This window comes from Paenibacillus sp. MMS20-IR301 (genome assembly GCF_032302195.1).
Taxonomy (GTDB): Bacteria; Bacillota; Bacilli; order Paenibacillales; family Paenibacillaceae; genus Paenibacillus_AQ.
Genome location: NZ_CP135275.1, coordinates 2,288,257 through 2,301,875, shown reverse-complemented (window position 1 = coordinate 2,301,875; position 13,619 = coordinate 2,288,257). Strand labels below are relative to the sequence as shown.

Below are 13,619 nucleotides of genomic sequence, written 5' to 3'. Positions count from 1 at the left end.
CCTCCTCCGGGAATATGAACCTGCTTCTACATTTGCACGTTGAGCAGATTGCCGATTTTATAGACCACATCATCGGTATCAGCATTGATGTTTGCAGCTTCATTGATGCTTGAGATGCTCTCGAGCGCCTTGATGTTGGCATTATAGCCGATGGTGTAAACCGGAATCTTGTAGCTTTCAATCAGCCCTCTGATCTCGTCCAGTGAATGCCCTTCGTTCGTCTCCCCGTCACTGAGCACGAAGATCAGCGGCTTCATTCCCGGGTTCTGCGCGAGTGTCTCCTGGAGCATCTTCATGGCCACAACCATTCCGTCAAACGTGGATGTCCCCCCGGCCGCCTGCAGGCTGTTGACCGCCCCGACGAACAGGGAGCGCTGGTTCGTGTCATATTTGGCAATCGGCAGATTAATAGTCACCTCACTGGAGTAGGAGACAAAGCCGATGCTGTTGTCCTTGCCGAGATACTTCTGGCCTTGCAGCAGCGATTCCTTCAGGCGGTTCAGCGGCTCACCGGCCATACTGCCGGATACATCGGCTACAAATACCGCAGCGACCGGCGTGCTGCCGTTCTTCTTCTCCTTCCACAGCTTCTGCGCAGAGGAGAGCAGTATGCCGTCAACCGGCTTCAGCTCGGACTCGTAATCATTCAGACCGCCAAAACCTTTAGCTGCGGCAGATTTCTGGTACTTCTCCTGCAGGGCAAAGTCCGCGAATTCCCGGATAATGGCAAGCTTCTCTGCCGGCAAATTGCCGAGGGCATAGAGCGGACTGTCATGCCGTACACCGAACGGGGTGAACACATAACCGCTTGTCAGTTCAGGGGCATTGATATAAGTCTGATATTCCAGGACAAATGCATCCAGCATGCCTGACTTTGCAGCTTCACGCATTTGCAGGGTGGTGGAGGCAATAAAGGGGATCCCCGCCTGGAACCGCTCGAAGCCCTGAACAGCCTTATCACCCAGCAGATCACTGCTGTCGAAGGTGGTAAGCGCAGTTACCAGGAAATTCAGCCCTGTTGAACTGGCAAAAGGATCGGTGTAGCCCATCGCCAGTTCACCTGCCGCGATGGCGTCGGTAACGGTCTTGACATTGATGGAGCCGTATTTCTCTACCAGCTCATCATATTTCGCCTTGCTCATGACCACTCCGGCAACGTTGCCGGCCAGCCGCTGGGCCACGAGCTCAGCAGGGATGCCGCTGGCCTTGACCATTTCTCCCCAGAGCTCGTTCGAGGGAGAATAGGCGTCAGGCACGTACTTGCCGGACCGGATATAATCGGCGGCCGTCCCGGAAGCGATATTGCGGACCCGGACAGAGACCGGCTTGCCGTCCACGACGATCCCCGCCGAATTGAAATCAGCGGCCACATCATTCAGCCAGCCGTCGTTGCCGGTCCCGGATTTCTCAGTCGAGGAAAAAATTTCTGCGTAGCTGTCCGTCTTACTGTCCACAGAAAGCGGAAACTTGGAGATATCGGGCAGGGCATCGCTGACTGACACCGGGTCCAGATCAATTTGCCCTTTTACCGGAGCCGCACTGCTGACTTGTATCTCCCTGCAGATCCGGTTCAGTGCTTTATCCGCATCCTCTGCTGTAATCTCTGTCTTGGATTTACCCAGATTAGAGGTCAGGCTGATACCGAAATAGACAAGTGCAAAGACAGTCACAGCAATGAGGCCCAGCACGATGAAGGTTTTACCTTTTCCGGCCATGGTCATCTTCCTTTCTACTGCTGATAGAGCTTCGTCTGCCCGATCAGAGCCGTTAATTCCTGCATACAGGGCATTTCCAGCGCGGCAGCCGCATCTGTGCTCCCAAGCCGGGAGAGCTCCAGCAGCAGCTGGTCCAGCTTAAGCAGAATTTCTTCATTGGCGGCCAGGCAGTTCTTAACATAGGAAAAATACTCGTTATACAAGGTGTTTTTTTTCTGAAGCAAGGCGTTTGAGAATCTGCCGGTGTTCTTTTTACCAGTGAACTGTGCGAATTCGGCGGCGTCAAATACACTGAGCTTGCTCAAGATACTGCGGATATTCAGATAGAGCAGCTTCTCCACCTCCTGAATTACGGTGTTAAATTTCCTGAAGCTGAGCTCGGTCCGTTCAAACCGTCCGTCCAGCACCTGGAGCAGTATTTTTTTCTTCTTATCAATCCGCTCCAGCTGATCCAGGGCCAGGGCTGCATCCTCACTCAGTACACGTACATTGCGGTAGCGGTTCAGCGCGGTTATATAGTCTTCACGGGTCTCCAGAGCGACTGCAGTGTGTATGACAGGCGGGTTGAAGAGCAGGGTATAACTCCCGTAGAGGACGATCAGCAGACTGACTATCAGAAGGGTTACACCTGCTGCAGTCTCAAGGGTACTGTCTCCGCCGATGGCAACTCCGAGGAGCCCCGGTGACAATACGGCAATATTCAGGACAACAATTCCGGCAATGATGCCAAGCAGCATAGCAGGTCTGGAATGATTCAGGATAAACACCCCCTTAAATGAGTATATTTACCTACTGCTCTGTTTGATTCGTTATTTGCAAGAAATACTGTGTGCGGACTACATCATAGACCTGACCGCCTCAAAAGATGTAAACTATTCCCATATGATAAAGAGAAGTGTATGAGGAGGAGTGAATATGTTTAGAAAACCTCTGTTTTGGAGCGTATTACTGCTGGGGATATGCGGAATTACCGCTGCCGTCCTGTTATGGCCCGGAGATCCGCAGCAGCCTGCTGAACTGACGGAGCGGGACTATGCTGAGCAGTATGTTAAGCAGAGTATTGAGTCATATCAGCGGGAATGGCCGGAGGTGGTCATCAAAGACAGCAAGATTGTGAAATTCGAGCAGATTGCTGAATTCTCAGATCTGCTGGCTGCACCTGTAAAGCTATGGCGCCTGGAATACCGCCTCACACCAGAGGATCCGGATAAGGTGATGCTGCCCGGCGGAATGCAGGTTGTGGACGGCCAGATCACGGAAGACGGAAGTATGGGTAAGCCGGTGCTGATGTTCTCTTACAGCAGTAGCGCGCCGGAATATTTGGGGGAGCTCTGGAACGGCGAGAATGATCTGGGTACGCCGGCCGGGCAGGAAACGGCGCTGCGCAAGTTTTTGGAAGGACAGGGGAAGCTGCCGCATGAGACGTTCAGCGGCAGCCATATTCTGGTTCAGTTTCCGCTGACGAGCGGAGATACCAGCCAGCTGCTGTTATCCCAGCCGGTGAAGCGGGGAGAGCAGGGAATCTGGGCGGTTGAACGCTGGATGGATACGAACGGCAATGAATATTACGCAGTGCCGCAAACGGGGGAGAGTCCGGCAGCTTATTATGCCGGACTGCAGGCACGCGCAGATGCAGGGACTGAGCCGGCGCTGCTTGATCCGGTACAGGTAGCGGTACAATACATCAAGACCGAGATCGGCCTGCCTGTGTCCCGGGATAAGCTTGTCATTAACTATGAGGCAACTGCTGAAGATTTCGCAGTTACGCCTGTAAGCAGCCTCATAGGTTATGTGACTGGCCTTGCGAGGGAGGGGGACAAACTGAGCTTCGATCAGGTGGAGTGGCTTACACTTGAAGACTCCGCCCGTTTTGCAGGCCTTGGTCTTACCGAGGAGGATTTGCCCGGAGGGTTCTATATTCTTAATAAATACAAGATTGACGATCATTATACAGTTACAGCGGAAACGGAGTATGAGCTGATCGACCGGGACAATTTAGGCTCGAAGAAGAGTGTTAGCAAAGACGAATTTATTGCGTATTATGAGCAGTTTTCCAGTTGGGGGCCTCCATGCAGGATAACTGTCAGTGAATCTGTGGTGAAGTCAGTCAGTGAGGTTTATGTCCCGTAAATCTGCAAATTTTAAGGAATTAGGGGTTGACGTCAGCTCACTTGGCGTGTAACATATGAACAGTCGTTAACCCGCTAATTACATAGTATTCTCGTATAACCTCGCAGCCGGCAGGTACATCAGGGCGAGGGTTTCTACAGGAAGCCTACTCTTCCTAACTACGATGACAAGGACCGCATGAACAGCGTCCCTGTCCCGGAGTTAGGTTTATTTGCGTTTAGCGGCAGAAGTAATCACAGAAGATTCAGGAGGCATCATAAGAATGAAGGATATGAAATACTTAATTTCCGTGCTTGTAGGCGCTATGAGCTACGGTATTTTATCTACAATCGTCGTATTGGCCTACGGGCAAGGCTACAAGCTTGGAGAAGTGGTCGGAACACAGCTGCTTACCGGCTGCATTCTCGCCTGGCTGCTCGCCCTGTTTACCAAGCTTAGGGAGAACCGCAAGCAGCGCAGCCGCAATGCAGCCGCAGCTTCTTCCGGGCAGGCTCCGGCGCTGAAGCTGGCCTGGAAGCACAGACTGCTGCTGATGCTGGCCGGTGCGCCGACTGTAGTTACAGGCTTGCTGTATTACCAGTCGCTCCGGTACATACCGGCTTCACTGGCGATTATCCTGCTCTTCCAGTTCACCTGGATCAGCGTGCTGATTCAGGCGGTCAGCAAACGCCAGCGCCCCGATAAGGTCACGGTACTGACGCTGCTGCTGCTGTTCGGCGGAACACTGCTCGCTGCCGGCATTCTTAACCAGGGAGCTGCCGAATTCAATGCAACAGGGCTGGTTCTGGGGTTATTGTCAGCTGTTAGCTACTCGATGTTCATTATCTTCAGCGGCAAGGCCGTTCCGTCTGCGCATCCGGCCTACCGCAGCGCCTGGATGGTTACCGGCGGCCTGCTGCTGCTGTTCATCCTGTTCCCGCCAACCTTCCTGTTTAACGGCCTGCTGTGGGGGCAGCTGCTGCTGTTCGGCTTCCTGCTCGGCCTGTTCGGCGCCTTTATTCCGCCCGTGCTGTTCGCCATCGGGGTTCCGCATATCGGCGGAGGCATGGCAGGGATTCTCGGTGCAGCCGAGCTGCCGGTTGCCGTACTGCTCTCGTCCTTTGTCCTGCACGAGCAGGTAAGCGGCCTGCAATGGATTGGCGTTGTGCTGGTGCTGCTGGGTGTCGTATTGCCTGAGCTGTATAAGCTGCGCTGGGGGAAGGGCCGGGTTGCAGCTTCTCAATAAGACAAGGCGCGTGCTGCGCCGGGTTATATAGTTATCCGTCCGCAGAGTATGTACCCCTGCGGCACAGAGCCGGATTCATCCGCCCCGGAAGGGTGGGGAATCCGGCTCTGTTTCTTGAGGCGGGAAGCAGAAATTAAGGGCACAAGTGCCCTTATATTCGCCGAAACCGGGCGGGAAGCAGGAATTAAGAGCACAAGTGCCCCTATATTCGCCGAAAGTGGGCGGGAAGCTGAGATTAAGGGCACAAGTACCCCTATATTCGCCGAAACCGGGCGGGAAGCGGAAATTAAGGGCACAAGTGCCCCTATATTCGCCGAAACCGGGCGGGAAGCAGGAATTAAGAGCAGAAGTGCCCCTATATTCGCCGAAAGTAGGCTGGAAGCAGAAATTAAGGGCAGAAGTGCCCCTATATTCGCCGAAAGTGGGCGGGAAGCAGGAATTAAGAGCACAAGTGCCCTTATATTCGCCGAAACCGGGCGGGAAGCAGAAATTAAGGGCAGAAGTGCCCCTTGAATTAACTCAGCCTATGGCAGATATTTTTCTGTAAAAGGGAAGATCCGGCCAACTGAAACAGCAAGATTGAAAGCGTAAACATTTTTGTTGCCAAATCCGGATTTCAGTGCTATTCTGTATTTGGGATTGTTACTGAAAAGGCAAAACCCAAAACATGGTCACGTGTTTTGGGTTTTGCCTTTCTTTGTTGTTAAGGCCTGCAGGACGCTGCTGAGCTCCTTGAACACTCTACATCAATCAGAAAGGCGGGCGGCCCGTTACAGCTGAACGGAAGTTGCCCAATGTATTACAGCCAGGTGTCTACATCCTGTATTGATGATGAAATTCGGGATAAGGGAGGGCAGATGGTTGATTATCGAGAAGATTTTCAATAATAATGCCATCATTGCCAAGGATTCAGGCAAAGATGAACTGGTTGTCATGGGACGCGGAATCGGCTTCAAGAAGAACGCCGGTGACCCGGTGGATGAATCGCTCATCGAGAAGACCTTCGTACTGAGGCAGAATGATGCGTCCGAGAAATTCAAAGCGCTGCTGGCAGATGCGCCGGCTGAATATGTGACCTTATGTTACGATATTATTGAGTACGCCAAGCGGTCCCTGAAAGCAAGGTTAAGCGATTATATCTATGTTACCTTGACAGATCATTTGACCAATGCGCTCCGACTATGGGACCAGGGCATCCGCAATTCCAATCCTCTGGTCTGGGAGATTCAGCGCTGTTATCCCAAGGAATACGGGATCGGGCTGAATGCCATGAAGATCATTGCTGAGTGTACAGGGATAAGGCTGCCGGATGATGAAGCCGGTAATATTGCCCTCCACCTGATCAATGCGCAAATGAATGGCACGGGTCATAAAATTGCCGATGTCGCCAGGCAGACACAGAAGATCGACGACATCCTCAATATTGTTAAATATTCCTATAACAACGAGATTGATGAGCAGTCTGTCAGCTATGAACGGTTCATTACCCATCTGCGGTACTTTTTCCAGCGGGCGCGCAAGCAGGAGCCAAGTGAAGCGGTGGATGATTTCCTCCTCAAGCAGGTAAGGACCAAATACAAGAAAGCCCATAGCTGCGTGCTCAAAATAGAGCAGTATCTCAATGAGAAGCTGCTGGATGAGGAAATCCTGTACTTAACGATTCACATCCAGCGTGTGACGCAAAGACAAACTTAATACAAACAACCTTTGGATTGTTACTGGTCATGCAGGCGAAACCAAATCAGGCAGGGAACTAACTGCTGTGATGGTTTCGCCTGTTTTTTACTAATCAGGAATTTAGGAGGACTCATTATGAAATATGATGCACTGGCCAAAGAGATCGTCAGAAATGTCGGCGGCAAGGAAAATGTAAACGGTTTATCCCACTGTGTGACCCGCCTGCGCTTTAAGCTGAAGAATGAAGCGCTGGCAAATACGGATGTGCTGAAAAATATGGATGGCGTCGTGACCGTCATTCAGAGCGGCGGCCAGTATCAGGTTGTGATCGGCAACCATGTGCCTGAAGTATATGCCCAGGTTATGTCTGTGGGCGGCTTCCAGGAAGGTGCGGCTGAAGAGGGCTCCGGCCAGAAAACAAGCCTGTTCAACCGGTTCATCGACATGATCTCCGGCGTATTCTCCCCGACGCTTGGCGTGCTGTGTGCCACAGGGATGATTAAAGGCTTCACTGCCCTGTTCGTCACCATGGGGCTGATCACCAATACCTCAGGGACTTATCAGATCCTGAATGCACTGGGCGACTGCCTGTTCTACTTCTTCCCGGTCTTCCTGGGGTATACGGCTGCTAAGAAATTCGGCGCAAATATCTTCATCGGAATGGCTATCGGGGCTACCCTGGTGTACCCGACCTTCAGCAGCACCATGGCTACGGCCGAGCCGTTGTATACGCTGTTTAGCGGAACGATTTTTGAATCGCCGGTCTATATTACATTCCTCGGAATCCCGGTTATTCTGATGTCTTATACATCCAGCGTTATTCCGATTATCATCTCTACTTATGTAGGCTCCAAGCTGGAAGGCTTCTTCAAAAAGATAATTCCAAGCGTGGTGCGTACCTTCCTGGTTCCGTTCTTCACTCTGCTGGTTACTGTACCGCTTGCTCTGATTGCTATCGGCCCGGTCTCCACCTGGGCAGGACAGCTGCTTGGCGAAGGCACCCTGTTCCTGTACAATCTTAGCCCGGTTATTGAAGGCTTGCTGGTCGGCGCATTCTGGCAGGTATTCGTTATCTTCGGCCTGCACTGGGGCCTTGTACCGATTGCGCTCAACAACATGGCTGTGCTGAAGTACGATCCGATTCTGGCGGCTTCCTTCGGTGCTTCGTTTGCCCAGACCGGTGCGGTACTGGCCATTCTGCTGCGGACCAAGAACGTCAAGCTCAAATCGCTGTCCATTCCGGCAATCATCTCCGGGATCTTCGGAGTTACCGAGCCGGCTATTTACGGGGTTACACTTCCGCGCAAGAAGCCGTTTGTACTTAGCTGCATTGCTGCGGCAGTCGGCGGGGGGATTATCGGCCTGATGGGCACCAAAGGTTACATTCTCGGCGGGATGGGCGTTTTCGGCATTCCGAGCTATATCAGTCCTGACGGAATGGACAACGGCTTCTACGGTGCAATTGCAGCGATTGTGATCAGCTTTATCCTCGGATTCATCCTCGTGTTCTTCTCCGGCTTCAAGGATGAAGAGGTGGCTGACGGCAAGAGCACAGGTTCTCCGCGCAGCACGCTGGTCAAGCAGGAGACTGTCGGCAGTCCGCTGAAGGGCCAGATCCGGGCACTGTCTGAGCTGACTGATGAAGCTTTCTCGACCGGTGCGATGGGTAAAGGCATTGCCATTGAACCGCAGGAAGGCAAGGTGTATTCGCCGGTAGACGGTATTCTGACCACCCTGTTCGCTTCCGGTCATGCCATCGGCATCACGAGTGACAACGGAGTAGATATTCTGATTCATGTCGGCAAGGATACCGTTAAGCTGAAGGGCAAGCACTTTACCCCGAAGGCGAAGCAGGGCGATGCCGTCAAAAAAGGCCAGCTGCTGATGGAGTTTGACGTTGCGGCGATTAAAGAGGCCGGGTATACGCTGACTACGCCAGTCATCATTTCGAATTCCGGTGATTATCTTGATGTGATTGAGACGGAGCAGAAGAGCATTGATTATAAGGAGAATCTGCTGACCGTTATGATCTGATTGCAGTCCAAACAACAGCCATTATGAGGAGGAATTATAGATGAGCAAGGTTTATGCGGAATTTCCCGAGGATTTCCTGTGGGGCGGTGCAACCGCTGCCAACCAGCTGGAGGGCGGCTTCGATGCAGAGGGCAAAGGCCTGAGTACAGCAGATGTAATTACAGCCGGAACCCATACGGTATCGAGAAGAATTACACCGGTGCTGGAAGCCGGAGCTAATTATCCGAGCCATGAGGCTGTTGATTTCTATCACCGCTATAAGGAGGATATCGCCCTGTTTGCCGAGATGGGCTTCAAGGTATTCCGTTTATCGATAGCCTGGTCGCGGATTTTTCCGAACGGGGATGATGCGGAGCCGAATGAAGCAGGACTTCAATTCTACGACCGGGTGTTCGCTGAATTGCGTAAGCATAATATCGAGCCGCTTGTTACAATCTCCCATTATGAAACACCGTTCCACCTGGCTGAAGCTTACAACGGATGGGGAGACCGCCGAACTGTTGATTTCTATGTCCGTTATTGTGAAGTGATCTTCAACCGGTATAAGGATACGGTGAAGTACTGGCTGACCTTCAACGAGATCAATATTCTGACGATGCCGTTCGGCACCTTCCTGGCGGGAGCCATTATGCCGCAGGGTAATGCGGAGCTGGGCACCTCGGCGGCCGGCGATAACGAACAGCTGCGGTATCAGGCGCTGCATCACCAGTTCATTGCCAGTGCCAAAGCGGTGAAGCTGGGGCATGCCGTTAATCCCGGTTTCCGCATCGGTTGCATGATTGCATACATGTGCTCCTACCCGCTGACCTGTAACCCGGAGGATGTGCTGCTCGCGCAGCAGAAGGATAATCTCAGCAACTTCCTCTGCTCCGATGTTCAGGTCAGAGGCGCGTATCCGGGCTTTGCCAAACGGTATTTCGAGGAGAACAACATCGTGCTTCAGCTGCAGGAGGGGGATGAGCAGATTCTGAAGGACGGCCGGGTAGACTTCTATACCTTCAGCTATTATTCATCCACCTGTGTCAGTGCTGATCCGGACCGGGAAGCGATCGGCGGCAACCTGTCGATGGGCTTGAAGAATCCCTACCTAAAGGCCAGCGCATGGGAATGGCAGATCGACCCGCAGGGGCTGAGATGGTCGCTGAATCATATTTACAACCGCTACGGCATCCCGATGATGGTTGTAGAGAATGGCCTTGGGGCCGTAGATAACGTTGAAGCGGATGGAAGCATCAAAGACGATTACCGGATTGAGTATCTGCGGGAGCATATTAAAGCGATGGGAGAGGCGCTGGCGGATGGTGTAGAGCTGATCGGCTATACTCCATGGGGCTGTATCGACCTGGTCAGTGCCGGCACAGGGGAAATGAAGAAGCGCTACGGCTTCATCTACGTTGACAAGGATAATGAGGGGAACGGTACACTGGCCAGAGCACGCAAAGACAGCTTCTACTGGTACAAAAAAGTAATTGCGAGTGGCGGAGCCCAGCTGGATTAACTGTGATAATCATCTGTAAATATACAAAAAGCAGCCAGGCAGAGCAAATGCTCGCAGGGCTGCTTTTTTTATTATTTTAAGGGAGATTTATCATTGTTGCCGGACCTGTGCAGACTGTACAATTAGTCCCGGAAAATACATATTATGCTAAGGCGTGTTGAAGCAGTACACATTCGCTACAGAAAGGGTTGAAGCCTTGCATGGGATCCATGTCTTCAGAGGACCGGGTTCAACAAGAGTTTGAAGAAAACAGATGTCAGAGCTGCGGAAGATGGGATGTTGAAGCGGAGTACCAGTTACCCTTATGCCATGAATGCCGGACACAGCTGGCGAAACGGCCGGTGCCGCTGTGGATCAAGGGGACTGCGGCAGGAGTCGCCCTATTGCTTATCTATGCGCTGACGTTATTCCCGTCTTCACTGGCTGCCGGAATTCACTACCAGCGGGGGAAAGAAGCCTATGCCGGGCATAAGAACTGGACGGCAGTGCATGAGTTCGAACAGGCGGCAGAGCGGTATCCCGATTCAACCAAGATAACTGCCCGGCTGTTCCTGGCTTACTATCATGCAGGCGGAATTAACGAAGCGGTTCAGGTGTTCAGTAAGATCGGCGGGGAAAAAGCCGAGAATGCAGTGATAGCCGATGAAATCAACAATGCGATTGATGAGCTGGACCGCCGTTATTATTCAGATGATGAGCTGCAGGGTATTTATGCGGAAGCGGATCTAAGCCTGCGGATTGCGAATCTGGAGAAATACATAGCGGACCATCCGGAGAGCGCCTCCGGGCGCTATTATTTGGCGGACAGTTATTTCGATGCGGAGCAGTTTGCTAAGGTTGAAGAAGTAATCTTGAAGCTGCAGGAGACGGAGCCGGGGTTCGATGATGCGGAGCTGCTGCTTGCCGCCGCTTACCGGGAGTTGAAGCAATACGACCAGGCTACCGGTATAACAGAGTCTGTGCTTGCGAGGAACGTAGAGAGTGACCGTGCCTTATTTGCCTTGAGCCGGATTGAGCTGAAGCAGCATAAGGATGAGCAGGGGCTGCGCGATGCAGAGAAGGCCTATCAGCTGAATCCGGACAGCGGGGCATATATCGCGAATCTGGCGCTAGCCAATCATTATAATCAGCGCCTGGATGAACGTGACCGCCTGGCGGGCCTGCTGCCGGGCCGGGAGGATTACAGCCAGCAGGAGCTGGATAAGCTGAATTCGGTCTTTAATGAGACAACCGCGTGGCGGGACTAATCGGAGGCGAGGGTATCGATGTTTTTTATTCCGGGATTTATCATTAGCATAATTACGTTTCCGGGTGTGATTGTTCATGAATTCGCCCATCAGCTGTTCTGCCGGCTCTTCCGCACCTCCGTTCTGGATGTCTGCTATTTCCGGGTCGGCAATCCGTCAGGGTATGTGGTGCATGAGCACCCGAGGAAGAACTCGCACCAAATCTGGATCGGCCTTGGCCCGTTCTTCATCAACTCGCTTATAGGCGCCTTAATCGCTTTACCTGCAGCTATTCCGGTTATGCGGTTCGGAAGCCCGACAATTGTCGATTACATCCTGATCTGGCTTGGTGTATCCATTGCCATGCATTCGATTCCAAGCACCGGCGACGCGAAGAATATATGGAACAGTGTCAAGGACAAGCAGACCTCCTGGCTGGTGAAAATAGTAATGACCCCCATTGTCGGTCTCATCTATCTCTTTTCATTCGGCTCTGTTCTGTGGCTGGATCTTATTTATGGTTTCGCTGTGGCGACAGGTATTCCGTATTTGCTCATTAATCTATTAGCATGATTGCAGAAGTTACTATAATAAGTAAGGGGAAGCCGGATGAATATTAAAGGGATCGAGAATATGGATTACAGAAGTATAGAGAGCCAGGTGCAGCAGGGCGGCAGATTCGTCATTTACACCTATTGCATTTCAATCATCCTGATGACGTTCAGACGCAGCTCGGACATCTACTTCATCAGGGCGGACGGGAATGCCGTTACTGCGGGGCTTAAGTTCACGCTGCTCAGCGCTATTGTCGGCTGGTGGGGGATTCCCTGGGGGCCGATCTATACGATAGGTGCGCTCATTACGAACCTGAGGGGCGGAAAAGATGTAACGGCAGAGGTCATGGCGTCCATTACGGAGCAAAGCGCGTAAGCAAATAAGGTCCCGGAGCAGTGACTGCTGCCCGGGACCTCTTTATTTGCTTACATAATTAAGACTTGCTGCTGCATACGGCGATATAATTCAAATCCTTGCCGGTAGTATTGAAGAAGCTGTACATCTTCTTGAACTGTTCACGGTTCTCCCGCTTCATTGCATTCTTGAAGATCCGCAGCGTACCCAGCAGACCTTCATCACGGATCATCCCCTTGATGCTCATCAGCGACATGGTGCCGTTAGCATGGTCTACCTGCTTGAATCCGGCGGAGTAGAAGAGGCCTTCCCAGCTGGCTACCGGCAGCGGCTCTACGTTGATGTGAATCGTCTTGCGCAGCTCCGCCAGCTCTTCGGCCATATTCTCTTTGGCAAAGGTGATGTCATGTGTAAGCAGAACGCCACCCGGCTTCAGCACACGGAAGTATTCAGCGACCGCCTTCTGCTTCGCTGCCTGATTCAGCATGGTCAGCATGGCTTCATTAATGACTACATCAAAGCTGTTATCCTCGAACGGAAGCTTCATTGCATTTGCCTGTCTGACCTGGATATACCCTTCCAGATTGGCATCCTTGATATTCTTCGTTGCCTTCTCCAGTGCCCGCGGGTCCATATCAATCCCTGTAATCTGACATTTATATTCCCGGGCAAGCTGGATGGACGTAGTACACATATTGCACGCCACTTCCAGTACTTTGCTGTTGTTGCTCAGCTTCGCATGCTCTATCAACCAGTTCGTCGCTGCGACACCGCCGGGGCGCAGCCGTTTCTTGCCCAGTCTTGCCAGGAAATTATGACCGACTTCCTTTTTCAACATGTCTCAGCTCCTTCTTCTCAGGCTTCACTACGATCAGCAGCATTTGGAAAGCTTCGTTAGCGTATAGGGCATGGGGAATATTAGCCGGCAAAATAATGCTTTCTCCAGACAAAACGGTGTATTCCTTGTCGGCAATAGTAATCCGGGCTTCTCCGGAGAGCAGGTTGACCATGGCATCACCGGGGGAGGAATGTCCACCGATCGATGACCCTTTATCCAGTGAGATCAGTGTCATTGCCAGACTCGGCCGCTGTACCAGGGTGATGCTGGACACCTGCTGCTCCTCGACCGTGATGATCTTGCGCAGATCCATAACTTCGGCCTGCGGCAATCGTTTGATATAGTTCTCTTGTTCCATAAGGGTTAC

General features: G+C 52.2%; 12 protein-coding genes. 8 read left to right on the top strand and 4 right to left on the bottom strand.

Features of this window, described 5'->3' with window-relative positions; translation table 11 throughout:
• Positions 1-26: 26 nt before the first annotated feature.
• Positions 27-1,715, bottom strand: a complete 1,689-nt coding sequence (locus LOS79_RS10175) for a vWA domain-containing protein (RefSeq protein ID WP_315418960.1) — start codon at positions 1,713-1,715, stop codon at positions 27-29.
• Between the two features lie 14 nt (positions 1,716-1,729).
• Entirely contained in the window at positions 1,730-2,482 is a 753-nt protein-coding gene (locus LOS79_RS10170; protein WP_315418958.1) for a hypothetical protein, read from the bottom strand.
• Positions 2,483-2,630: 148 nt separating this feature from the next.
• Between LOS79_RS10170 and LOS79_RS10165 the strand changes: the two genes are divergently transcribed.
• The 8 genes from LOS79_RS10165 (at position 2,631) to LOS79_RS10130 (ending at position 12,435) form a co-directional block, all read left to right on the top strand.
• A complete protein-coding gene (locus tag LOS79_RS10165) occupies positions 2,631-3,845 on the top strand; it encodes a hypothetical protein (protein ID WP_315418955.1) in 1,215 nt (404 codons plus the stop codon).
• A gap of 271 nt (positions 3,846-4,116) precedes the next feature.
• The gene (locus LOS79_RS10160) at positions 4,117-5,070 is read left to right on the top strand and encodes an EamA family transporter (protein ID WP_315422125.1); all 954 of its coding nucleotides are present in this window, start codon (positions 4,117-4,119) and stop codon (positions 5,068-5,070) included.
• 861 nt (positions 5,071-5,931) lie between these two features.
• A complete protein-coding gene (gene licT, locus LOS79_RS10155; RefSeq protein WP_315418952.1) occupies positions 5,932-6,765 on the top strand; it encodes a BglG family transcription antiterminator LicT in 834 nt (277 codons plus the stop codon).
• 117 nt (positions 6,766-6,882) lie between these two features.
• Positions 6,883-8,781: a beta-glucoside-specific PTS transporter subunit IIABC gene (locus tag LOS79_RS10150; protein ID WP_315418950.1), complete on the top strand. Its 1,899-nt coding sequence runs from the start codon at positions 6,883-6,885 to the stop codon at positions 8,779-8,781.
• A 40-nt stretch (positions 8,782-8,821) separates the two neighbouring features.
• Complete coding sequence (locus LOS79_RS10145) at positions 8,822-10,279, top strand: glycoside hydrolase family 1 protein (RefSeq protein WP_315418948.1); 1,458 nt, start codon at positions 8,822-8,824, stop codon at positions 10,277-10,279.
• A gap of 200 nt (positions 10,280-10,479) precedes the next feature.
• Positions 10,480-11,526 carry a tetratricopeptide repeat protein gene (locus tag LOS79_RS10140; RefSeq protein ID WP_315418946.1) on the top strand — a complete coding sequence of 349 codons (1,047 nt, stop codon included), beginning with the start codon at positions 10,480-10,482 and terminating at the stop codon, positions 11,524-11,526.
• Positions 11,527-11,544: 18 nt separating this feature from the next.
• Positions 11,545-12,078, top strand: coding sequence for a metalloprotease family protein (locus LOS79_RS10135; protein WP_315418944.1), 534 nt, complete (start codon positions 11,545-11,547; stop codon positions 12,076-12,078).
• A 36-nt stretch (positions 12,079-12,114) separates the two neighbouring features.
• Positions 12,115-12,435, top strand: a complete 321-nt coding sequence (locus LOS79_RS10130; RefSeq protein ID WP_315418941.1) for a hypothetical protein — start codon at positions 12,115-12,117, stop codon at positions 12,433-12,435.
• Positions 12,436-12,493: 58 nt separating this feature from the next.
• Here the strand turns inward: LOS79_RS10130 and LOS79_RS10125 are convergent, their stop codons facing one another.
• On the bottom strand, positions 12,494-13,249 hold the full coding sequence (locus tag LOS79_RS10125; protein WP_397386788.1) for a class I SAM-dependent methyltransferase: 756 nt from the start codon (positions 13,247-13,249) through the stop codon (positions 12,494-12,496).
• A complete protein-coding gene (locus tag LOS79_RS10120; protein ID WP_315418937.1) occupies positions 13,227-13,610 on the bottom strand; it encodes a cupin domain-containing protein in 384 nt (127 codons plus the stop codon). The genes LOS79_RS10125 and LOS79_RS10120 overlap by 23 nt, the downstream gene beginning before the upstream one ends.
• Positions 13,611-13,619 lie beyond the last annotated feature (9 nt).